Origin of the sequence: Campylobacter sp. RM12651, from assembly GCF_022369475.1 — a bacterium.
GTDB lineage: Bacteria > Campylobacterota > Campylobacteria > Campylobacterales > Campylobacteraceae > Campylobacter_E.
In genome coordinates this window covers 363,773-384,586 of sequence record NZ_CP059600.1, presented here as the reverse complement: position 1 = coordinate 384,586, position 20,814 = coordinate 363,773, and the positions used below count along the sequence as shown (strand labels likewise).

Below are 20,814 nucleotides of genomic sequence, written 5' to 3'. Positions count from 1 at the left end.
TTAAATTCTTATAAAGAATTTAAATATTTTAATAAAGTATCTATTATATCATCATCGCTTTTGCTTGGTGCTTTTAAAATAATTCTTTCATCATTATCTTTTAAAAGTTTTATATTTTGCTCATAATTACTAACTTCACAAAATCCGTGCTTAATACATAAAATTTTAATTGCCATAAGTGAAAAATAATTTCTTGTATAGCTATCACATTTGCCAAATCTATCATTAAAAGAATCTTGCATAGTAGATAAACTAGCTAAATTATCGCACTCATTTATTTTTCTATAAAGGCTTAATCTTAGCTTATCATTAGGCACTAAATAATCGCTTATATAAGCATTTACTAATAATTTTTGCTCGTATTTAATCTCTTTTGTGATATTTCCTTTACTTAGTCGATTAATTTCAGCTTCTAGCATTTTAATATAAAGTGCATAGCCAAGTTGTTCTATATGACCGCTTTGTTCAGCACCTAATAAATTACCACCGCCTCTTATTTCTAAATCCATTTGAGCTAGAGTGCTACCACTGCCTAAATACGAGTTACTAGCTAAGCTTAATAATCTTTTCTTAGAATCTTCACTAACGCTTTCTTCATTATCAACTAGAAAATAACAAAATCCTTGTATTTTGCTACGACCTACTCTACCACGAAGTTGGTGCAAATCAGCTATACCGAAATGGTTTGATTTTTCTACTATTATGGTGTTTGCATTTGCTAAGTCAATTCCACTTTCAACAATGCTTGTGCATAATAATAAATCATACTTTTTCTCTTCGTATTCAAATAGTTTTTCTTCAGCTTCATTTGCTGGTATTTTTGAATGTAAAACTAAAATTCTAAGCTTTGGATAAAGCTCTTCTAAATAGCGTTTTTTATGTTCAATTGAAGCTATGTGATTGTGTATGTAAAATACTTGCCCGCCACGCCTAAGCTCTCTTGCTATGATTTCTTTAATTAAAGCGTCATCATAAGTTTTTACAAAAGTTCTTACATCTAATCTATCATTAGGTGGAGTTAGAATTTGAGAATAAGTCTTAAGTGTGCTTAAAGCTTGATTAAGCGTTCTTGGGATTGGAGTAGCACTCATACTTAATTGATGAGCTTTTATACTTATATCTTTTAATTTTTCTTTTTGTTTTACGCCAAATTTATGCTCTTCATCAATTACAATTAGCCCAACATCATCAATTGCTAAGCTAAGTAAAGCGTGAGTTCCTATAATAACCTTTGGTTCTTTTGTATTCATAATAGCTTTTTTAGTATTAGAAAATCTATCAAGTCTAAAAACTTGAATTCCAAAAGGCTCTAAACGATTTTTAAGTGTTTTATAATGTTGAGAGCATAAAAGTGTAGTCGGGACAAAAAATAAGGCATTTAAACCATTTTTAACACAGGCAAAAATTGCGTGCATTGCGACTTCGGTTTTACCAAAACCAACATCAGCACTAAGTAATCTATCCATAGGAGTGCATTTGCTTATCTCTTCAAAAATATCATTAACTGCTTTTTCTTGATCACTTGTTAAAACAAATCCTGCTTTAGCCTTAAATATCTCATAATCAAGTGGTTTTTTAATAGCCTTTGTTACAATTAACTGCCTTTTTGCTGCTAGTTCAGTAATAGCACCTGCAATTGCTAATAATTTAGTTTTAAGTTTTTCTTTGAGTTTTACAAAAGTATTTTTGCCTAATTTATCAAGTTCAGGAATTGAACTTGAAATATATTTATCAAGCAAATAAAGTGAGCTAGTTGGAAGTAGCAATTTATTTTCATTTTGATATTCAATCACAATAAATTCTTGCTTTTTTCCTTCATTTTCTATTAATTCTAATCCTAAAAATCTACCTACGCCGTATCGCTCATGAACTACATAATCATTTTTTATAAGCTCATCTAAAACTATGCTTGATTTATATTTTTTCTCTTTTTTATAATATTTATTAAGACTTAATATTAATTCATCATCGCTTTGAATATTTAAAACTGCATTTGAGATGATTTTTTCTACATTTTCACCTAATTTATAATCTAAGAATTTATTCTCATTACTAGCTAGTAATTTTATTTTTTTATTTGAGTTTAATTTGAAAAAATCATTGCTAGGATTAAACACCATATCGCTATATTTTTTAGCTTTAGAAATTATATTTCCTAATTCAAATTCTTTCGTGCAAACATAAGAAAACTCTAAATAATTACTAAGTTTTAAATGCCAATAAAATACACTTTCGTATTCATTTAAATCATCATTATTTAAAATACTTTCTTTGATTTCTTCGTATTTTTCTTCGCTTACATAAGAAATTAACGGCAAAATATCACAATATTCACACTCTTCTTTATAGCTAAGTCCAGAATTTGCATCAAAATATTTAATACTTTCTACTTCATCATCAAATAAAACTATTCTAATTGGATTTTCATATTTCAATGAAAAAATATCAATTTTTTCATGACCTATGCTAAATTCTCCTGGACTTTGAACCATATCAACTAAATTATAATTTAACCTTAAAAGCTCTTTTGCTAAAGAATTTAAATTAATCCTATCGCCAAATTCAATCTTTAAACACTTTAAATCATCTTTACTTGGAAGTGGTTTTTTAATAGTATTAATAGGGATTATTAAAATCTTTTTATCTTGATAATCGTAATAATCACTTAAAACTTTTGAAATATCAAATAATTCCATAGAAAACGAGCGTAAATCGTCATTAATCTCTGCTCTAAAATCAGGTAAAATAAAACTATTTATCCCTAAATATAAAGCTACATTTGATAAAGATTTTGCTTCGTTTAAGTCTTCACATATAATAATTTTTGCATAATTTTTATTATTTATTAAATACTCATAAAGATTTGCTTGCATAAAATCTCAAAAACCTTTCTACTAGCATAAAAGAGCCAAAAACTGCATAATTTTTATCTATATCAAAATCACTAAAATCACTACATTTAATGTCTAATTCTTTGCAAATCTCTTTAACATTTGCTAAAGCTCTATGTTCGCTTTTATAGTTAAAAACCAAAACTTCATTAATACTTGGCTTTAAAATACTTAAAATATCTTTTACATCTTTATTGGCAAAAAAATTAGCAATTAAACTAACTTTAGTTGGGAATTGTTTTTTAATTTCTTGATTTAAATTCTTTGCAGCTGCAGCGTTATGCCCTACATCTATTATTAAATTACTTGCTAGTTTTTCACATCTTGCTCTTAAATCTAATTTAATTGCTTTACCTATATAAAAATGTTTTTCTAACTCAAAATATGCAAGTTGAGCTAAGCTAAAATTATGTTTTAAAAACTCATTTTCATCAAGGCATAATTTTGAATAATCAGCATTTAAAAAACTAGCCTTAACTCCTTTTTGAATGGCCGCTTTTAATATCATCTCATTTTTATTAGCAAAAATATTAACACCACACATTGCTTTAATTTTAGTTCTAAAAATATCATCTAAATTAGAACCTAAAATATCGGCGTGGTCAATACTAATCGGAGTAAATACACATAAATCTCTTTTAAAAATACTTGTAGCATCGTATTCTCCACCAAGTCCAGCTTCAAAAATTACATAATCACACTCACTAAAAACAATAGGTGATAAAAAACATAAATATTCAAAATAACTAAGATTTTCTTTTAAATTAAGCTTTTTTAATTTATCTTGCAAAATATTATGAGCTATGTCTAAATCAATATCTTGCATAACTTGATTTTGAAATATACTAAATCTTTCTTTGTAAGAAAATATATGTGGACTTATAAAATGCCCTACTTTATACCCGCTATCACTAAGCATTAAAGCAAGGTATCTTCCCGTACTACCTTTACCATTAGTGCCTAAAATTTGCACTACTTTTGTATCAAAATCATAATTTAGCAAATGCTTAAATCTATGAGCCTTAAAAAGGTCAAATTTCTCGTAAAATTCCGCTAAATTATCTAAATAATTTGAAAGTTTATTTTCTACTTGCACTTTTTATATTATTTCTACCTGCATTTTTTGCTGCGTATAATAATTTATCAACAGCTTCAATAAATTGCTCTTGGGTCTCATAGCTTCTTCTATCACTTACACCACCGCTTACTTTTATACTAATAGTCTTACCTTTACATAAAAACTTTTGCTCTGATACTAAAACTCTAATTTTTTCAGCAAATTTTACTGCATCATCAATTGATGAATGTGGAAGAATTACCATAAATTCTTCCCCACCATATCTTCCCGCACAATCTAATTTTCTAATGTTATTTAAAATAATATTTCCTAAATTAGCAAGTATAGTATCTCCTGCTGCGTGTCCATAGGTATCATTTATAAACTTAAAATGGTCAATATCAAAAAATGCTATTGAATAATTTATATTATATCTTTCATAAGATTCTTCAGCTAATTTTAATTGCTCTTCTAATTGACGCTTATTTGCAAGTTGAGTTAGAAAATCTACTTGAGTTTCTTCTCTTAGTTTATTAATTTCTTGCTCTAATCCTTGAACTTTAATTTTAAGATCACCTAGAGTATCGGCATCTAATTTTGTTTTTTCTTTTAAATCTATTATTTCTTTTTCAAACATAGCAACTATAGCTATCAATCTTGCTTTAATAGTCTGCATAGCTTCATCTTCAGCTTTAATACTTTCAATTTCTTTTTTAATTTCTTGAACTTTTTGTTGAGAATTTGTAGCCATACTAAGAATACTTACAATCTTATCGCTAATTTGCTCCAAAACATCATTTAAAACTTTATTTGAACTTGAAATTTCTGCTCTATCAATATCTATTCTTTTTTTGACTAGATTTCTAAATTGCTCTGTAATTTGCTTTACGCCTAATATTTGCGGTTCTGCATTTATACTCTCACAAAACTGATTGATTTCATCATTTACATAATTAGCAATTGATGGAGTTAAAGAATAAGCCACAGATGGAGCTAAATTTTCACACACTGCATTAGAATTATTTCTTTCAATTTTTAAAGATAATTCATCTAAAATTTCTAAAAAATCATCTCTTGAGTTTAATCCTAAATGTTGAATTTTATTATTAAGTTCTAATAAATCATCATCTACCCTAATCCAATCTTTTTTTAATTCTTCTAATGTTTTTAGACTTGAATTATTTAATTTATTTAAAGCTTCTTCACTAAGAGTTTTAGTTGATTTATTTGGTAAATTTGATAATATTTTTAATAATTTTTTACAAATTATATTATAGTTTATTATGAGCTTTTTATCACTATTATCCTCTTTTATACCATTAGCTTTAGAGATTAAAAATACTACTAATTCTTCTAAGCTTTTTACATTTCTTCCTTTTACATCTTGAGCTAATGTGGGATTTAATTTAGAAATATACCCTTGAATTTTATCAATATTTTGAGTTGTTCTTCCATACTTTTTAGCAATCTCATCAAAAACTTCTGAATAATTTTCAGGAGTTAATAATAAGTTCCTTTTGGTAAGTTCTACAATTGTTTCTTTAGCAATCACATTAATATTAATAGACATTTTTTCTCTTTAAAATTTTTTCTTAATACTAACAAAACAAAATTAATTATTAACTACATAATAATTCTTAAAGCAAATTCGTTAAACGCCTTTTGGCTAGCTAAATTAATAGCTCTACTTTTTTGCTCATCACTTAAAACACTAATTGTATTTGTATTAAAAATATGCTCGCCTGAAGTTATAATTTTTTTAGTTGTTTCATCTTGAAAAGTTACATTAAATTCTAATCTAATAATAGCTTTATAGCTCTTAGCGTATCCAAATTCATCATAATATAAAGGTATAAATTCACTACTAAGAATTCTTAAAATAATCTTACTATCTGCAGTTTTACTAACACTTTTATGCATATAATGTTCTACATAATTCGTAAAATTATCATTTAAAGTAATACTATCTTTAGGTTCAGCCTTATTTATAATAGTAATTACATTGACACTTTCGCCTAACATTTTGCTAGTGGCTACATTCAAAGGTGCATAGCCACAAGCACAAAAAAATAATGTAAAACTTAAAAGTATTTTTTTCATTTAATTACAATATTTACTAATTTATTAGGAATATAAATTTCTTTTACGATAATCTTATCTTCTAGCCATTTAGCTGCTTTATCTTTTGCTATTTTGATAATTTCATCTTGATTAGCATTTGCATCAACTTCAATCTCTGCTCTATTTTTACCATTAATACTAATTCCAAGTTTTATTGTATCGCTTACAAATACTTCTTCTTTTAATTCATAAGTTTTAATATTTGTTCTATTAAATAATTTCTCACTTAACTCACTTGCTAAATGTGGAATAATTGGGTCAAGTATGCTTAAAATTATTGCAAAACCTTCACTTAAAACTTCATCACTACTTGCGTTATTTAAAGCATTTAAGCCTTCCATACAAGCAGCTATTAATGTATTAAATGCGTAAGTTTTATTAAATACATCATCAGCCTTTTTTAAAGCTTCATATACTTTAAGTCTTGCTAATTTATCATCTTTACTAAGATTTGCGTGATTTATATTACTAAAATCAACTACATTAATCCCTAAAGCCTTATCATAAAGTCTATTTAAAAATCTATAAGCACCTTCAACCGCACTATCATTCCATTCTAATTCTTTTTGAGGTGGTGCAGCAAAAAGTATGAAAAGTCTTGCAGTATCAGCTCCGTAATTTTTAATAATATCATCAGGATCAACCGTATTGCCCTTGCTTTTACTCATCTTAGCACCATCTTTTAAAACCATACCTTGAGTAAGTAAGCGTTCAAACGGCTCATCTACATTTAAATATCCTAAATCCCTTAGAGCTTTTTGGAAAAATCTAGCATATAATAAGTGTAAAATCGCGTGTTCAATACCACCAATATATTGATCTACATTCATCCAATATTTTGCTTCATCATCAATTGCTTTTGTATTCCAATTGCTAGGATTACTTGCAAATCTTGCAAAATACCAAGAACTTTGGAAAAATGTATCCATTGTATCGCTCTCTCTAATTGCGTCTTTTCCACATTTAGGGCATTTACATTGTTTAAATGTAGGGTGTTTTTCAAGTGGATTTCCTTCTCCATCAATTACTACATCTTCAGGTAAAGCTACTGGTAAATTATTCTCAACTACGCTTCCACAAGTATCGCATTTAACAATCGGAATAGGAGCTCCCCAATATCTTTGACGAGATATACCCCAATCTCTTAATTTATAATTGATTATACTTTTACCGATTTTTCTATTTTCAAATTCTTTAGCAATTGCAATTCTAGCACTAGCACTATCTAAGCCACTAAATTCTGCACTATCAAATAAAATTCCATATTCAGTAAAAGGTTCATTATCTTTTTTATTTTCGCCATTTATTACATATTTTATATTTAAATTATATTTTTTAGCAAACTCAAAATCTCTTTCATCGTGAGCTGGAACTGCCATAACAGCACCACTACCATAATCAGCTAAAACGAAATTTGCTACCCATACAGGTAATTTTTCTTTAGTTATTGGATGAATTGCATAAATACCTAAAAATACGCCTTCTTTTTCACTTTGAGCTCTATTTTTAGCACTCATATTTTGCATAGCTTTAATTTTATCTTTATCATTTTCACTTATTAAATTAGTTTCTAAAACTTTTTTAGTAATTTCATGTTCAGGTGCTAAAGCAAAATAAGAAAGTCCGAAAATCGTATCAGCACGGGTTGTAAATACGCTGAATTTTAATCCATCTAAATCTTTATTAGAACTTGATACATCTAATTCAAATTCCAATCCATCGCTTTTGCCTATCCAATTTTCTTGCATTGTTAAAACTTGATTTGGCCATTTATCTTCTAAATATTTTAAATCTTTTAATAATTCTTCAGCATATTTTGTAATTCTTACATAATAACCATTCATAGATTTTTGCTCTACTTCATGACCACATCTCCAGCATTTGCCATCTTCAACTTGTTCGTTTGCTAAAACGGTTTTATCATTATCACACCAATTTACATTAGCTTTTTTTGTATAAATTAGACCTGCTTCATACATTTTTGCAAAAATTTCTTGCTCAAATTTAGTATAAATCTCATCACTTGTAGCAAGCAATCTTGTCTTAGAAAACGAAAAACCTAAAGAATAAAGTTCTTTTTTCATATAATCAATATTTTCATAAGTCCATTTTTTAGGATGAAGCCCATATTTTATAGCAGCATTTTCAGCAGGCATACCAAAACTATCAAACCCTAGTGGGTGTAAAACATTATAGCCCATAGTTCTAAAGCGTCTTGCTAAAGCATCACCTATTGCATAGTTTCTTACATGTCCCATATGGATTTTACCACTTGGGTATGGAAACATTGATAATATATATTTTTTTTCTTTACTAAAATCATTACTAGGTTCGTAATAATTCTCTTTATCCCAAATTTCTTGCCATTTTTTCTCAACTTCTTTTGCGTTGTACATAAATTAGTCCTTAAAATTCATCTTTATTTTTAATAGCTTCAATCAATACTAAAATAAGTGTAAATATATTTGATATTACAGCACCTATTGTCATACTATATACCAAATCACTCATACTAGTTCCATAAATTTGAGTTAAAACAAAAGCTATTATTAAATGCACATCAGTTACAAGTGAACTTGCAAAAATCTCTGTGCTTAAAATATTTCTAACACCAATTTTTAAAAGTGTTGAAACCAAATTAATGCTAGCTGCTATAAATAATGCCACAGGGCTTTGATAATATAAAAAGCCAGCCGTTGTAGTTAAACTCATCAATGTAAAGAATATATGAATTACTCTTCCAAAATCCATTATAATTGTCCTTTTTCATACATTGCTCTTAGGCGTTCTTTTTCTTCTTTTTTCTTGATTTTATCAAGTTCTTTAGTTCTATAATTACTAACACTAAAATTAAACCACATTAAAAGTGGGCTTGCTACAAAAATTGAACTTAAAGTTCCTGCAATAACCCCAACTATTAAAGCAAGAGAAAAGCCGTGTATCATGTCTCCACCATAAAAAAACAAAATTAAAACCGTAAAGAGTGTTGTTCCTGATGTAAGAGTTGTTCTTGATAAGGTTGCTGATACGCTTTCGTTAATAATACTGCCTAAATTAGTGCTTTTACTCTCTTTTATGCTTTCACGAATTCTATCAAAAATAATAATTGTATCATTTAGTGAATAGCCTAAAACGGTTAAAATAGCTGCTAAAGTATCAAGGTTAACATCAATTTGAAAAAGAGAAATCGCTCCAATAACTATTACAATATCGTGAATTTCACTAATAATTGCAGCCATAGCAAAACGCCATTCAAACCTAATAGCTATATAAACTAAAATAAGTGCAAAAGATACCAAAATAGCCATTAAACCTTTTTGTCTTAATTCTCCACCAACTTTTGGTCCAACAATATCAACTCTTCTTAGCTCAATATCGCCTGTTGAAGATAACATTTTTACAATAGTATCTCCTACATCTTTACCTAAACTATCACTTGAACTTGAAAATCTAATTACTACTTCATCACTACTTCCAAATTCCGTAACGCTAGCACCTTTTAAAGCTTCATTTTGATTTAAGATATTACGAATATCATCTAAAGGAGCATTTTTATTAGTGTATTTTATCTGAACTAAAGTCCCACCACTAAAATCAATTCCGTAATTTAGACCTTGTGTAAATAATAAAATAATAGAGCCAATAACTAAAACAAAAGATAAGCCAATAGATGCAAATCTAAGCCTCATAAAATCATATATTTTTTTACTAGAAAATACTTGCATCACACTCTCCTATAACCAAACCAAAGTCTTGTATTACCACTTTTTTCAATTCTATTAGCAAACAAATCAAATAAAGCATGAGTTCCTATAATTGCTGTTATCATAGATGCAATTATTCCTATACTCATAGTAACAGCAAATCCTTTAATAGCACCAGTTCCATAAGCATATAATGCAGCACTTGTAATTAAAGTAGTTAGGTTACTATCTAAAATCGCACTCATTGCGTTATGATAACCATTATTTATAGCATCTCTTAAATTAACGCCATCTCTTATAAGCTCTCTAATACGCTCATTAATAATAACATTCGCATCTACAGCCATACCGACGGTTAGAACAATCCCAGCCATACCAGGAAGAGTAAGTGTTGCTCCAAAAAGTGCCATTACTGCTACTAATAAGAATATATTAGAAATTAGAGCGATATTTGCAAACAAACCACTAATTCCGTAATAAACTCCCATAAAAACAACAATCATCAAAAATACACCTAAAAGTGCAACTAAACTTTGCTCAATACTATCAGCACCCAAACTTGGCCCTACGCTTCTTTTTTCAAGTAATTTAACAGGTGCTAATAAAGCCCCACTTCTTAGTGCGATAGCTAAATCGTGTGCTTCTTCAACACTGAAATTCCCACTAATTTGTCCGCTACCACCACCTATTCTTTCATTAATTCTAGGAGCTGAATATACCTTACCATCTAAAACTATTGCTAATTGATGACCTACTTTTTTACCTGTGAAATCTCCAAATATTTTTGCACCTTCTGAATTAAGTGTAAAATTAATAACAGGTTGAGCAGTTTTATCAGAAAATCCTACTCTAGCATCAATTAACATAGAGCCATCTAAAATAGGTAATTCTTTTAAAACATATTTAATATTTTTATCTTTTACATCAGGTAAAATAATATCTCCATAACTTGCTGCTTCTTCAGGACTTAACATATTGCCTTGATCAGCCTTAGCTCTATCTACTTCCATTAGTTGTAAATGTGCAGCTTTAGCTATTAAATCTTTAGCTCTTTGCTCATCTTCAGCAGTTTTTACGCCTGGAATTTCAACCAAGATTTTATCTTCACCTTGTTTAGCAACAGTTGGCTCTGAAAGCCCAAATAAATCAAGTCTATTTCTAATAGTTTCTACAGCTTGATCTATTGCAAATTTAGCAGTTTGAACTTCTTCTTCAGGTGTTAAAGTAATCTCATAAAAAGAATTATTAACACTAACTTTTAAGCCTTTTAGTTCTTTAATTATTTTATCTACTTTAGCAGTATCATCTTTATCTAGTAGTTCAAAATGTATTACACCATCATTACTTTTAAATCCATCAGTTAAAATATTTTCTTTATTAAAAGAATAATTAATACTTGAAGCGATTGATTTTACTTTAGACTTTATAGCTTCATTGGTTTCTACACCTAAAAGCATATGAAGTCCGCCTTGTAAATCAAGCCCTAAATTAATCTTAGGACCATTTATAGAAAAAAAGCTTGGCACACTTAAAAATATGCCAAAAAGTGTAACAAAAACTAAAACATAAAAACGATATGTGATACTTTTTGTTTTTTGATTACGCATTATTTTGTTGCTTCCGAATTATTTGTGTTTTCTACTTTTCTAGCTACAAAATTTTTATCTAATTTAGCAACAACATCATCATTTAATCTAATTTTTAAATAATCATCTTCAGCTTTTACAACTTCAACAATTAAACCACCATTGGTAACTATTTTATCACCTTTAGTAAGTGAATTTAGCATTTCTTTATGTGCTTTTGCTTGTTTTTGTTGTGGGCGAATAATTAAAAAATAAAAAATCGCAAATAATACGATTAATGGTAAAAATTGAACTAAAGCATTTTGTTCCATAGAATATCCTTTTAAAAAATAAAATAGTTATCATTCTACATAAAAAGATTTAATCTAAAGTTCTTACTATAAGGCTTGTTGGTAAATTAAATTCTTTTATTAGCTCAATCTCTTTTGCTCTCATTTCGCCATTATCTATTTCGTGGTCATACCCTAATAAATGTAACATTCCATGAATAAATAATAAAGATATTTCATCTTCTAAACTATGCCCTAATTCACAAGCTTTAGTTTTTGCTAGTTCGGTATTAATAACTAATGAGCCTAAAAAATTAGTATCTAAAAAAGAATTATCGTGTGGAAAACTTAAAACATCAGTAGTTTTATCAATATTTCTTGTATTTTTATTGATTTCTTGCATTTCATCATTGTTAGTTAAAACAAGCTCAATATCTTTAGAGCTTAGACGATTTGCTAGTTTTTCAAGGTAGGTAATTTCTTCTAAATTATCGTATAAAATCATAGTATTTTGCCCCAAAAAGGGGCTAAGAATTATTTATCTCTAATGTTTAATTCGTTAATTAATTTAACATAAACATCGTATTTTGTAGCTTTTAAATATTTTAAAAGTCTTTTTCTTTGACCAACTAATTTAAGTAGTCCTAGTCTTGATGAAAAGTCTTTTTTAAATACTTTTAAGTGTTCTGTTAATATTGCAATTCTTTCTGTAAGTAAAGCAATTTGAACTTCAGACGAACCTGTGTCGCCACCAAATCTTGCATATTTGCTGATAATTTCAGCTTTTCTTGCCGAATCCAAAGCCATTTTGACCTCCAAATTGGTGTAAATTAAAAGCTGTGATTATAAAACAAATTGATTAATAAGATTATTAATTTTTATAATTATAATAAGATTTTTTTGGGGTGCTTTTAGCTGAGATTAAACCCATTGAACTTGGACAGGTAATGCTGATTAAGGAGATATTATGAGATTATTTTTAACTTCGCTTATTTTTAGTTTAGCTTTTGCTTATTTTACCAATTCAAATGTTTTAAACTTTTTTGCTCTTTTTACTGGAATTTTATATGTATTATTAATGGGAGTAAAAAATAAATTATGCTTTATTGTAGGTGTATTTAATGCTTTAATTTATGCTTATATTGCTTATATAAATAGACTTTTTGGAGAAGTATTTTTGTATTTATTATGCTATTTTCCTATGATGATTTATGGCTATTTTTATTGGAATAAAAATACTTTAATTAAGACTTTAAACTTGAAAAATTTTATATTAATTTATATAGCAATTTTTATTATTGCTTATTTTTATTCTTTTTATTTACAGAATTTAGAATCAAGATTTATTTATCTTGAAAGCTTTATATTCTCAAGTGGGCTTATAGCAACTATTTTAAGTCTAAAAAAAATAATAAATCATTATATTTATATAAGTATTTCAAACATTGCTTCTATTTATATTTGGACCATTCTTTACATTGAAGATAGTTCTAATTTAGCTGTATTAATGCTTATGATTTTATTTTTTATCTTAGGTATTATTTACTTATTTTCTTGGAAAAAGGATTTAAAATGACTTGCGTGATTATGGCTAATGGGGAGTTTTGCACCAATAAAATAACCTTAAATTATCTAAAAAATGCTGATTTTTTAATAGCTTGTGATGGTGCTGCTAATTTGCTTTTGGCTAATAATTATGAGCCTAATGTAATTATTGGTGATTTAGATAGTTTTCAAAATCTAAAAACAAAAGCAAAAATAATTAAAGTAAAAAATCAAAATACAAATGACTTAACAAAAGCCTATAAATACGCTTTATCAATGGATTTTAGTGATATTTTTATCCTTGGTGCTGGGGGCAAAAGAGATGATCATTTTATAGCAAATATAGCTTTATTATTTCAATATTTTAAATTAAAAAATCGCTTTAATAAGACAATAAATCTAAAACTAATCACAAATTACGGGGAATTTTTTATAAAAAATACTGATTTTACTGCTAATTCTTATAAAGGTCAGCAAATATCATTATTTTGCCTTGATAAAAGAGCTAAATTTAGCTCACAAAACCTTAAATATGAACTAAATAATTTTAATTTTAAATATCTAAATAGTGGGACTTTAAACGAAGCATTAGGCAATACTTTTAGTATAAAAAATCATAATAATAAAGAACTTTTAGTATATTTGAATTTTACTTAATTTATAAATTAGAATTTGATTTAAACTCTTTAATAATTAAATCTAATTTTTTTTCATATTTTTTATAATCTTTCACAACATCTTCATATATATTTAATTTATCATAATATTTTCTTCTTGATAAAAATAATGATTTTTTACTATTTTCTAATTCATCTAAAATATTTTTATCATCAATTTTTTTAACCCAATTAAAAGCATTAGAAATTTTCGTAGGCATTAAAAATTCATCTTTTTTTAAGTATTTTCTAAAAGAATTTAAATCATATAAAAATAAAGCTATTTCGTCTTTATTGTTTTTATCCAATACATAATTTACAAATTCCTTAGTTTTTTTAAGATAAGTATTAAGAAATTTTCTTTCATCTTCTCTTAAACTACTGGTTAGAGTTTGAGCGTATTTTTCACTTCTACTAGCTATTAATAAAAGCAACATATGTTTTTTATCAATTAGGCTAAATTGTGATATTTGTATTCTATCTACAAATAAATCTAAATCAGAAAAAATTATTCCTTTATAAAGGTTATAAAATTTAATAGAAATAATATTTTTTACAATATTACTAAGATTTAGAGTGTCTTTTGCACTAGCTATGAAATTTGCTTGTTCTAATTCTATAAGTGCTAAGGAATTATCCTTAGCAAACTTATTAAACTCCTTTACAAATTCTATAACTTTTTTCATCATTTGTTCATTGAAATATAGCTATTTAATGCACCTAAATATGCCTTAGCACTAGCTTTCATAGTATCAAGGTCAAGCCCATGACCAATGATTGCACGCTGACCTTCAAAGCTAACTTTTACACTAACTTGAGCTAAAGCATCTTTACCTTTACTAACTGCATCAACCTTATAATCAAGCAAGCTACCATTTACCTTGCTAGCTCTATCAATTACTTTAAATACTGCATCAATTACACCATCTCCAATAGCTGCTTCGCTAAATATTTCTCCATCGCACTCCATAGTAACAGCAGCAGTTGCAAGTGCTGATGAACAATCGCTTACTTGAAGGTTTATTAGCTTAAATTTCTCTTCTATTTTAATCTTATCAGCAGCAACTATCGCTATTAAATCCTCATCAAATACTTCTTTTTTCTTATCGCAAAGGTCTTTAAACTCTGCAAATGCACGATTTAACTCATCGGTATCTAATGTAAAGCCAAGAGATTTTAATTTATCATTAAACGCTGCTCTTCCACTATGTTTTCCTAAAACTAAATTATCTTGAACTAAGCCTATATCACTAGCTTTCATAATCTCATAAGTTTCAGGGTGTTTTAACACGCCATCTTGATGAATTCCACTTTCGTGAGAAAAGGCATTTTTACCTACTATTGCTTTATTTGGTTGTGGATTTACACCGATTATGTTTGATAATAATCTACTTGATGGATAAATTTCTTTATGATTAATTGTGGTATAAAACTCGCCTAATTCATCAGCTCTAACCTTTAAAGCCATCACAACTTCTTCTAAAGCAGCGTTTCCTGCACGCTCACCTAAGCCGTTTAGAGTTACTTCAATTTGTCTAGCACCACCTTTAATAGCAGCAAGTGTGTTTGCAGTAGCTAAACCTAAATCATTGTGATTGTGTGCTGATACTATAAGTCTTCCTTTTGTATAATCGCTAATTTCTTTAAATACCTTATAAATCTCATCAGGTAATCTATATCCAACAGTATCAGGGATATTAAATGTCCTTGCACCTGCTTCATAAACTGCATCAGCCATTTCTTTTAAAAAATTTACATCACTTCTTAAAGCGTCTTCACAAGAAAACTCAACATCATCACATAAACTCTTAGCTAATTTTACATTCTTAACTGCAGTTGCTAAAACTTCTGCTGAAGTTTTTTTAAGCTTGTATTCCATATGAATTGGGCTTGTTGCAATGAATGTATGAATGCGTTTTTTAGCTGCTGGCTCAAGCGCTTTACCTGCTTGAATAATGTCGTTTTCTACACATCTTGCAAGAGAACAAACGCTTGAGTTTTTAATAATTTGCGCAATTTTATTAATCGCTTCGTAATCTCCTGGACTAGATGCTGCAAACCCTACTTCCATAACATCAACACCCAAACGCTCAAGCGCTAAAGCTATTTGGATTTTTTCTTCTGTATTCATTGAAGCACCTGGACTTTGCTCACCATCTCTTAAAGTTGTATCAAATATTATAATTCTTTCACTCATTTTTTTTCTTTCCTTTAATTTAATGTATTGTTAGTATATGTATTATTAATAAATTTTTAGTCTATATCGCCCTTGTTTGGGCGAAGGAGTGTAGAATTTTTCACAAGATAATAAGTACATCTATCATCAGATACTTTTTCTTGATATTCCTTATGTTTTAAAATAAAATTCTCAATTAATTGTCTAAAACTACTAAAACCATAATTTTTAGCGTGAAAATCAGAATATTTTTTCTGCATATATGTATTTATTACTGCATATTCTGCTCTAGTTTTTTCATCAATTAAATTATCAATTATTTGTTCTAATTCTTTTAATTGCTCTTTTGGAATTGCTTTTAATCTGTCTTTATCATTACTTTTAACTTTTTCATTATCCAAATAAAAAAACTCATTAAATGAATTTACATATGATTTTAAAGATTTATTAGTCCCTATTCCAATTACTAATTTTTTGTTTTCTCTTAATTTTTGAGCCAAACTCGTATAATCACTATCACCTGAAACTATAACAAAAACATCTATTTGTTTTTCATAAAATATGCTTAAAGCTTCGGTTGTAAGATACATATCAGATGAGTTTTTACCCGATGAAGTAGAAAATTGCTGCATTGCAATAATGCCATAATCAAATATTTTTTCACGCCAATTTTGAATATTTTCTTTACTCCAATCAGCATATATTCTTTTAATAATAACATTTCCATAATTAGAAGCGTAGTCAAATATTTCTCTAGCATATTTAGCAGGTATATTTTCTGCATCTATAAATACTGCTACGCTACTATTATCCAACATATTTATCCTACTTTTTTAATCTTTTTTATATATAAATTATAAATCGCTCTTGATAAACCATAAATAACATAAGCACTCATTATTAAGGTAAAAATTTCTAAAGGGCGTAAATATATAAGAGAACAAATAAAAATTAAAATCACTAAAGCTTTTAAAATATTTGCTTTTTGAAATTCTATCTTTTTAAAACTTGGATACCTTACATTGCTCACCATCAAAAATGATAATAAAAATGTAAGAAATATAATAAAAATTTCTATAAATGAATTATTATCAAAATGGTGTTTATAAAACACAACCCAAATACCTAAAACAACTGCAGCCGTTGGAATTGGAAGACCTATAAAAACTCTTGGATCATATGTGCCTGTTGTAACATTAAATCTAGCTAAGCGAATTGCACCAAATATTATAAAAACAGCCATAGCAAGAGAACCAAGTCTTCCATATTCTTGACCTAAATTAAAATAAAATAGTACTGCAGGTGCAACTCCAAAAGCAATAATATCAGCTAAACTATCAAATTCTACTCCAAATTTTGAAGCTGTATTTGTAAGTCTTGCCACACGACCATCAAGGCCATCACAAATCAAACTTACTATAATTAAAATCATAGCTTTATCATAATCGCCTTTAATAGACGCTAAAATACTTAAAACGCCTAAAAATATAGATGCTGCTGTAAATAAATTAGGTAAAATATAAGCTAATTTATGAGAATTTTTTTCCATTTTATTCTCCAATCTTTGCAATATCTGCATTAGCTAAGATTTTATCGTGCATTCCAACTAATAAAGTGCAATTATATGGTAATTTTATATCAACTAATCCTGTTGAAAAAAATCCAATTCTTTGACCTTTAAAAGCTTTTTTTATGTCATAAAAAGAATTTACACAATACCTAGCAGGTTTTAAAATTAATGAAATATCTTTATTAAATACTATTTCAGTAGCATTTGAATAAAAATTATCATTATATTTTAAACCATTAAATTGCTTTTTATAAATATCTTCAGACTTTATCACACTTCTAATTTCTGAAGAATTTAAAAATAAGCTAAAATAATTTTTTTCTAAAGTTAATACTATATTTTTATTATCTTCATCAACATATATTCCAACTACCTTTGCATCAATTGGACTTACTATAGTATTATTATCATAATCAGTTATTTCTCTCTCAACCCTTTTATAAAATAAATGTAGTAATACTAAAATTAAAAATAACAAACAAGAAAAAGAAAATATTAAAGTAAATAATATAAATATTATCCAAGCAATTAATATTATCTTTTTTCCACAATTTGCTATTAAATTCATTTTTCTATCTCACTTAATCTAGTTTCAAAATTATTTTCTATTTCATAATTTTTAATTATTTCTCTTACTTCACTACCTTCTATTACTTCTTTTTCATAAAGTTTTTCAACCATTGTTTCAATTGCTCCACTATATTGTTCTAAAGTAGCAACAACAGATTTAAATCTCTCATCAAGTAAGTTTTTAACATATTCATCTAATTTATGAGCCATATCATCTGAATAATCCTTGATAGTTTGACCACCACCTAAGAATTGATTTCTTTGTTTTTCTAAAACCATAAGCCCAGCAATATCACTCATACCATACATAGAAACCATTGCTTTTATAATATCGGTTGCTCTTTCTAAATCATTACTAGCACCTGTTGAAATCTCTTTAATAAATACATGCTCAGCTGCACGACCACCTAAAAGAACATCAACTTCTGCAATCAACTCGTGTCTTTGCATTAAGAATTTATTTTCTTCAGGAGTATTTAAAGTATAACCAAGCGCTGCTAAACCTCTAGGAATAACAGAAACTTTTGTAACTTTTTTAGCACCTTTTGTTGTCTCTGCTATTAAAGCATGTCCACACTCATGATATGTTACAATTTTTTTCTCTTTATCACTTATTCTTCTTGATTTTTTCTCAAGTCCTGCAATAGCTCTTTCAACTGCTTCAGTTAAATCGCCTTGCTCTACTTCTTTTTTATTATTTCTTCCTGCAAGTAATGCAGCTTCATTTATTATATTTGCCAAATCAGCTCCAGCAAGTCCTGCCGTAAGTCTTGCAATATCTTCAACTTTAACTTCTTTAGCAATTTTTACATCTTTCATATGAACGCTTAAAATATCGCATCTTCCTTTAAAATCTGGCTTATCAACTAAAACTTGTCTATCAAAACGACCCGGTCTAAGTAATGCTGCATCTAGCACTTCAGGTCTATTTGTAGCTGCTAATACAATTACAGGGCTTTCTGAACCAAACCCATCCATTTCAGCTAAAAGCTGATTTAAAGTTTGTTCCCTTTCATCGTGCCCGCCCATATGTGAACCTGCTGCACGAGATTTACCAATAGCATCAATTTCATCTATAAAAATAATTGCCGGAGCTTCTTTTTTAGCGTTTTCAAATAAATCTCTAACACGACTAGCGCCAACACCTACAAACATTTCTATAAAACTTGAACCCGAAACACTAAAAAATGGAACATCGGCTTCACCTGCAACTGCTTTTGCTAAAAGAGTTTTACCTGTGCCTGGAGGTCCAACTAACAATAAACCTTTTGGAATTTTAGCACCTAATTTAATATATCTTTCTGGATATTTTAGAAAATCTACTATTTCCTTTACTTCTTCTTTTGCTTCTTCTACACCTGCTACATCATCAAATTTTACTTTTGGTTTTTCAGAATTTACTAATTTTTTTGAGTTTCCAATTCCTAAAATTCCGCCACCCATTTTCTTTTGCATTCTGTTTGTAATAAATCCCCAAATAGCAAAAAATATAAAAATTGGAATTATCCAAGTAAATAATAAATTAGATAAAAAGTTATTTTCAGAATAAGATGTGTAATTTACATTTTTACTATCAAGTAAAGTAGTAAGATTTGAATCTCTTACTAAGTTTGCAGTATAACTAGAGTTAAGCCCGCTACCTTTTATTTGAGTTTGTCCTATTTGAACTTTTGTTATTTCACCTGTCTCTATTTTTTTCTTAAAGTCAGAATAACTTATTTTATTTCCATTATCAGCTATTCCACCTTCTTCAAAAAATAAAGAAAACCCACCAAATACCAATAGTGAAAAAATTAAAAATATAACTATTGGATTTTTATTAGAATTCTTATTTTCATTATTATTCATTTTTCACCTTATAAACTAAAGTTAGCCAATCTCCTTTTATTTTCTCATCAACTAAAGTTAGTGAAGAAAATTGACTTTTAATCCTTTCAGAATAAGTATTTAAAATACCAGAAAGAATTAAAACTCCGTTCTCATTAAGACTTTTTATCAAATCATTTTTAATAATTAATATCACATCGGCAATTATATTTGCTACTACTAAATCATATTTCTTTTTGGCTTTATCACAAGAACCTTGCCAAATATTATTAATTTTAAGATTATTTAACTCAAAATTATTTTTAGTACTCATAATTGCTAATTCATCAGTATCACAAGAATCAACACTAATACCATAATTAGCCATAACTAAAGACAAAATTCCACTACCACATCCTACATCAAGACCTGTTTTGCAACCTTTATAATATTTTTGCAAAAATTCTACACAAGAATTTGTGCTTTCATGATGACCTGAGCCAAAAGCTAAAGCTGGATCTATTTTTAGATTTACATAGCCTGCTTTAGGCTCTTGCCAAGTAGTATGTATATATATATTATCTATTAAAATTGGCTTTATATTTTTCTTATATTCATTAATCCAATCCTTATTCTCTTTTTCACAAAGTTCATAAGTAAGATTAATATTTAAATTAGCATCATTAAGTTTTTGTTTTAACTCGCCTAACGCAAAAACTAAATCATCAAGATTATTATCACTTCTTACAATTAATTCATCATTTTTTTCTTCAATTGCATCAACATCAAACGCAAATACAAAATCACTAATAAACTCCAAATTATTTGTTTTAATAACTAATTCTTGATAAGTATTACGCATA

20 protein-coding genes and 1 riboswitch are annotated in these 20,814 nt (G+C 27.8%); of the genes, 2 read left to right on the top strand and 18 right to left on the bottom strand.

Features of this window, described 5'->3' with window-relative positions:
• Positions 1-8: 8 nt before the first annotated feature.
• Genes AVBRAN_RS01960 through rpsO form a run of 11 tightly spaced genes read right to left on the bottom strand, consistent with a single transcriptional unit; the run spans position 9 to position 12,435 of the window.
• Entirely contained in the window at positions 9-2,873 is a 2,865-nt protein-coding gene (locus tag AVBRAN_RS01960) for a DEAD/DEAH box helicase (RefSeq protein ID WP_239803394.1), read from the bottom strand.
• On the bottom strand, positions 2,854-3,987 hold the full coding sequence (locus tag AVBRAN_RS01955; RefSeq protein WP_239803393.1) for a Mur ligase family protein: 1,134 nt from the start codon (positions 3,985-3,987) through the stop codon (positions 2,854-2,856). The genes AVBRAN_RS01960 and AVBRAN_RS01955 overlap by 20 nt, the downstream gene beginning before the upstream one ends.
• Positions 3,971-5,518, bottom strand: a complete 1,548-nt coding sequence (locus AVBRAN_RS01950; RefSeq protein ID WP_214115849.1) for a GGDEF domain-containing protein — start codon at positions 5,516-5,518, stop codon at positions 3,971-3,973. Before AVBRAN_RS01950 ends, AVBRAN_RS01955 begins: the two co-directional genes overlap by 17 nt.
• 53 nt (positions 5,519-5,571) lie before the next feature.
• Positions 5,572-6,048 (bottom strand): hypothetical protein, encoded by a 477-nt coding sequence (locus AVBRAN_RS01945; RefSeq protein WP_214115850.1) that lies wholly within the window; start codon positions 6,046-6,048, stop codon positions 5,572-5,574.
• Positions 6,045-8,465, bottom strand: coding sequence for a leucine--tRNA ligase (gene leuS / locus AVBRAN_RS01940; protein WP_214115851.1), 2,421 nt, complete (start codon positions 8,463-8,465; stop codon positions 6,045-6,047). The genes AVBRAN_RS01945 and leuS overlap by 4 nt, the downstream gene beginning before the upstream one ends.
• 10 nt (positions 8,466-8,475) lie before the next feature.
• The gene (locus AVBRAN_RS01935; protein WP_214115852.1) at positions 8,476-8,820 is read right to left on the bottom strand and encodes a DUF6394 family protein; all 345 of its coding nucleotides are present in this window, start codon (positions 8,818-8,820) and stop codon (positions 8,476-8,478) included.
• The gene (gene secF / locus AVBRAN_RS01930) at positions 8,820-9,794 is read right to left on the bottom strand and encodes a protein translocase subunit SecF (protein ID WP_214115853.1); all 975 of its coding nucleotides are present in this window, start codon (positions 9,792-9,794) and stop codon (positions 8,820-8,822) included. The genes AVBRAN_RS01935 and secF overlap by 1 nt, the downstream gene beginning before the upstream one ends.
• Positions 9,794-11,380, bottom strand: a complete 1,587-nt coding sequence (gene secD / locus AVBRAN_RS01925) for a protein translocase subunit SecD (protein WP_214115854.1) — start codon at positions 11,378-11,380, stop codon at positions 9,794-9,796. Before secD ends, secF begins: the two co-directional genes overlap by 1 nt.
• Positions 11,380-11,670 (bottom strand): preprotein translocase subunit YajC, encoded by a 291-nt coding sequence (gene yajC, locus AVBRAN_RS01920; protein WP_214115855.1) that lies wholly within the window; start codon positions 11,668-11,670, stop codon positions 11,380-11,382. Before yajC ends, secD begins: the two co-directional genes overlap by 1 nt.
• A gap of 49 nt (positions 11,671-11,719) precedes the next feature.
• The gene (gene ybeY, locus AVBRAN_RS01915) at positions 11,720-12,133 is read right to left on the bottom strand and encodes an rRNA maturation RNase YbeY (RefSeq protein ID WP_239803392.1); all 414 of its coding nucleotides are present in this window, start codon (positions 12,131-12,133) and stop codon (positions 11,720-11,722) included.
• Positions 12,134-12,162: 29 nt separating this feature from the next.
• Positions 12,163-12,435 carry a 30S ribosomal protein S15 gene (rpsO, locus tag AVBRAN_RS01910; RefSeq protein WP_214115856.1) on the bottom strand — a complete coding sequence of 91 codons (273 nt, stop codon included), beginning with the start codon at positions 12,433-12,435 and terminating at the stop codon, positions 12,163-12,165.
• Positions 12,436-12,519: 84 nt separating this feature from the next.
• Positions 12,520-12,606, top strand: a riboswitch (TPP riboswitch).
• Here rpsO and pnuC point away from each other — a divergent pair.
• A complete protein-coding gene (gene pnuC / locus AVBRAN_RS01905) occupies positions 12,596-13,204 on the top strand; it encodes a nicotinamide riboside transporter PnuC (RefSeq protein WP_239803391.1) in 609 nt (202 codons plus the stop codon). (Overlaps the previous riboswitch by 11 nt.)
• On the top strand, positions 13,201-13,830 hold the full coding sequence (locus tag AVBRAN_RS01900) for a thiamine diphosphokinase (RefSeq protein WP_214150232.1): 630 nt from the start codon (positions 13,201-13,203) through the stop codon (positions 13,828-13,830). Before pnuC ends, AVBRAN_RS01900 begins: the two co-directional genes overlap by 4 nt.
• A 1-nt stretch (position 13,831) precedes the next feature.
• Here the strand turns inward: AVBRAN_RS01900 and AVBRAN_RS01895 are convergent, their stop codons facing one another.
• The 7 genes from AVBRAN_RS01895 to AVBRAN_RS01865 are packed head-to-tail and all read right to left on the bottom strand — an operon-like array spanning position 13,832 to position 20,813.
• On the bottom strand, positions 13,832-14,515 hold the full coding sequence (locus AVBRAN_RS01895; RefSeq protein WP_214115860.1) for a hypothetical protein: 684 nt from the start codon (positions 14,513-14,515) through the stop codon (positions 13,832-13,834).
• A complete protein-coding gene (locus AVBRAN_RS01890) occupies positions 14,515-16,026 on the bottom strand; it encodes a 2-isopropylmalate synthase (RefSeq protein WP_239803390.1) in 1,512 nt (503 codons plus the stop codon). The genes AVBRAN_RS01895 and AVBRAN_RS01890 overlap by 1 nt, the downstream gene beginning before the upstream one ends.
• 56 nt (positions 16,027-16,082) lie before the next feature.
• Positions 16,083-16,820 carry an NYN domain-containing protein gene (locus AVBRAN_RS01885; RefSeq protein WP_239803716.1) on the bottom strand — a complete coding sequence of 246 codons (738 nt, stop codon included), beginning with the start codon at positions 16,818-16,820 and terminating at the stop codon, positions 16,083-16,085.
• 5 nt (positions 16,821-16,825) lie between these two features.
• On the bottom strand, positions 16,826-17,554 hold the full coding sequence (gene pssA / locus AVBRAN_RS01880) for a CDP-diacylglycerol--serine O-phosphatidyltransferase (protein ID WP_214115871.1): 729 nt from the start codon (positions 17,552-17,554) through the stop codon (positions 16,826-16,828).
• 1 nt (position 17,555) lies between these two features.
• Positions 17,556-18,143 (bottom strand): hypothetical protein, encoded by a 588-nt coding sequence (locus AVBRAN_RS01875; protein ID WP_239803389.1) that lies wholly within the window; start codon positions 18,141-18,143, stop codon positions 17,556-17,558.
• Positions 18,140-19,993: an ATP-dependent zinc metalloprotease FtsH gene (ftsH, locus tag AVBRAN_RS01870; protein ID WP_214115875.1), complete on the bottom strand. Its 1,854-nt coding sequence runs from the start codon at positions 19,991-19,993 to the stop codon at positions 18,140-18,142. Before ftsH ends, AVBRAN_RS01875 begins: the two co-directional genes overlap by 4 nt.
• Positions 19,986-20,813: a 50S ribosomal protein L11 methyltransferase gene (locus tag AVBRAN_RS01865; RefSeq protein ID WP_214120017.1), complete on the bottom strand. Its 828-nt coding sequence runs from the start codon at positions 20,811-20,813 to the stop codon at positions 19,986-19,988. Before AVBRAN_RS01865 ends, ftsH begins: the two co-directional genes overlap by 8 nt.
• Position 20,814: the final 1 nt, after the last annotated feature.

What these genes read in the sequence shown, in the direction of transcription:
- AVBRAN_RS01945 (WP_214115850.1), bottom strand. Translation starts at nt 6,048, where the DNA reads ATGAAAAAAATACTTTTAAGTTTTACATTATTTTTTTGTGCTTGTGGC.
- pssA (WP_214115871.1), bottom strand. Translation starts at nt 17,554, where the DNA reads ATGGAAAAAAATTCTCATAAATTAGCTTATATTTTACCTAATTTATTT.
- yajC (WP_214115855.1), bottom strand. Translation starts at nt 11,670, where the DNA reads ATGGAACAAAATGCTTTAGTTCAATTTTTACCATTAATCGTATTATTT.
- AVBRAN_RS01890 (WP_239803390.1), bottom strand. Translation starts at nt 16,026, where the DNA reads ATGAGTGAAAGAATTATAATATTTGATACAACTTTAAGAGATGGTGAG.
- AVBRAN_RS01875 (WP_239803389.1), bottom strand. Translation starts at nt 18,143, where the DNA reads ATGAATTTAATAGCAAATTGTGGAAAAAAGATAATATTAATTGCTTGG.
- AVBRAN_RS01865 (WP_214120017.1), bottom strand. Translation starts at nt 20,813, where the DNA reads ATGCGTAATACTTATCAAGAATTAGTTATTAAAACAAATAATTTGGAG.
- secD (WP_214115854.1), bottom strand. Translation starts at nt 11,380, where the DNA reads ATGCGTAATCAAAAAACAAAAAGTATCACATATCGTTTTTATGTTTTA.
- ftsH (WP_214115875.1), bottom strand. Translation starts at nt 19,993, where the DNA reads ATGAATAATAATGAAAATAAGAATTCTAATAAAAATCCAATAGTTATA.
- AVBRAN_RS01900 (WP_214150232.1), top strand. Translation starts at nt 13,201, where the DNA reads ATGACTTGCGTGATTATGGCTAATGGGGAGTTTTGCACCAATAAAATA.
- AVBRAN_RS01960 (WP_239803394.1), bottom strand. Translation starts at nt 2,873, where the DNA reads ATGCAAGCAAATCTTTATGAGTATTTAATAAATAATAAAAATTATGCA.
- rpsO (WP_214115856.1), bottom strand. Translation starts at nt 12,435, where the DNA reads ATGGCTTTGGATTCGGCAAGAAAAGCTGAAATTATCAGCAAATATGCA.
- leuS (WP_214115851.1), bottom strand. Translation starts at nt 8,465, where the DNA reads ATGTACAACGCAAAAGAAGTTGAGAAAAAATGGCAAGAAATTTGGGAT.
- AVBRAN_RS01935 (WP_214115852.1), bottom strand. Translation starts at nt 8,820, where the DNA reads ATGGATTTTGGAAGAGTAATTCATATATTCTTTACATTGATGAGTTTA.
- ybeY (WP_239803392.1), bottom strand. Translation starts at nt 12,133, where the DNA reads ATGATTTTATACGATAATTTAGAAGAAATTACCTACCTTGAAAAACTA.
- pnuC (WP_239803391.1), top strand. Translation starts at nt 12,596, where the DNA reads ATGAGATTATTTTTAACTTCGCTTATTTTTAGTTTAGCTTTTGCTTAT.
- AVBRAN_RS01950 (WP_214115849.1), bottom strand. Translation starts at nt 5,518, where the DNA reads ATGTCTATTAATATTAATGTGATTGCTAAAGAAACAATTGTAGAACTT.
- secF (WP_214115853.1), bottom strand. Translation starts at nt 9,794, where the DNA reads ATGCAAGTATTTTCTAGTAAAAAAATATATGATTTTATGAGGCTTAGA.
- AVBRAN_RS01895 (WP_214115860.1), bottom strand. Translation starts at nt 14,515, where the DNA reads ATGAAAAAAGTTATAGAATTTGTAAAGGAGTTTAATAAGTTTGCTAAG.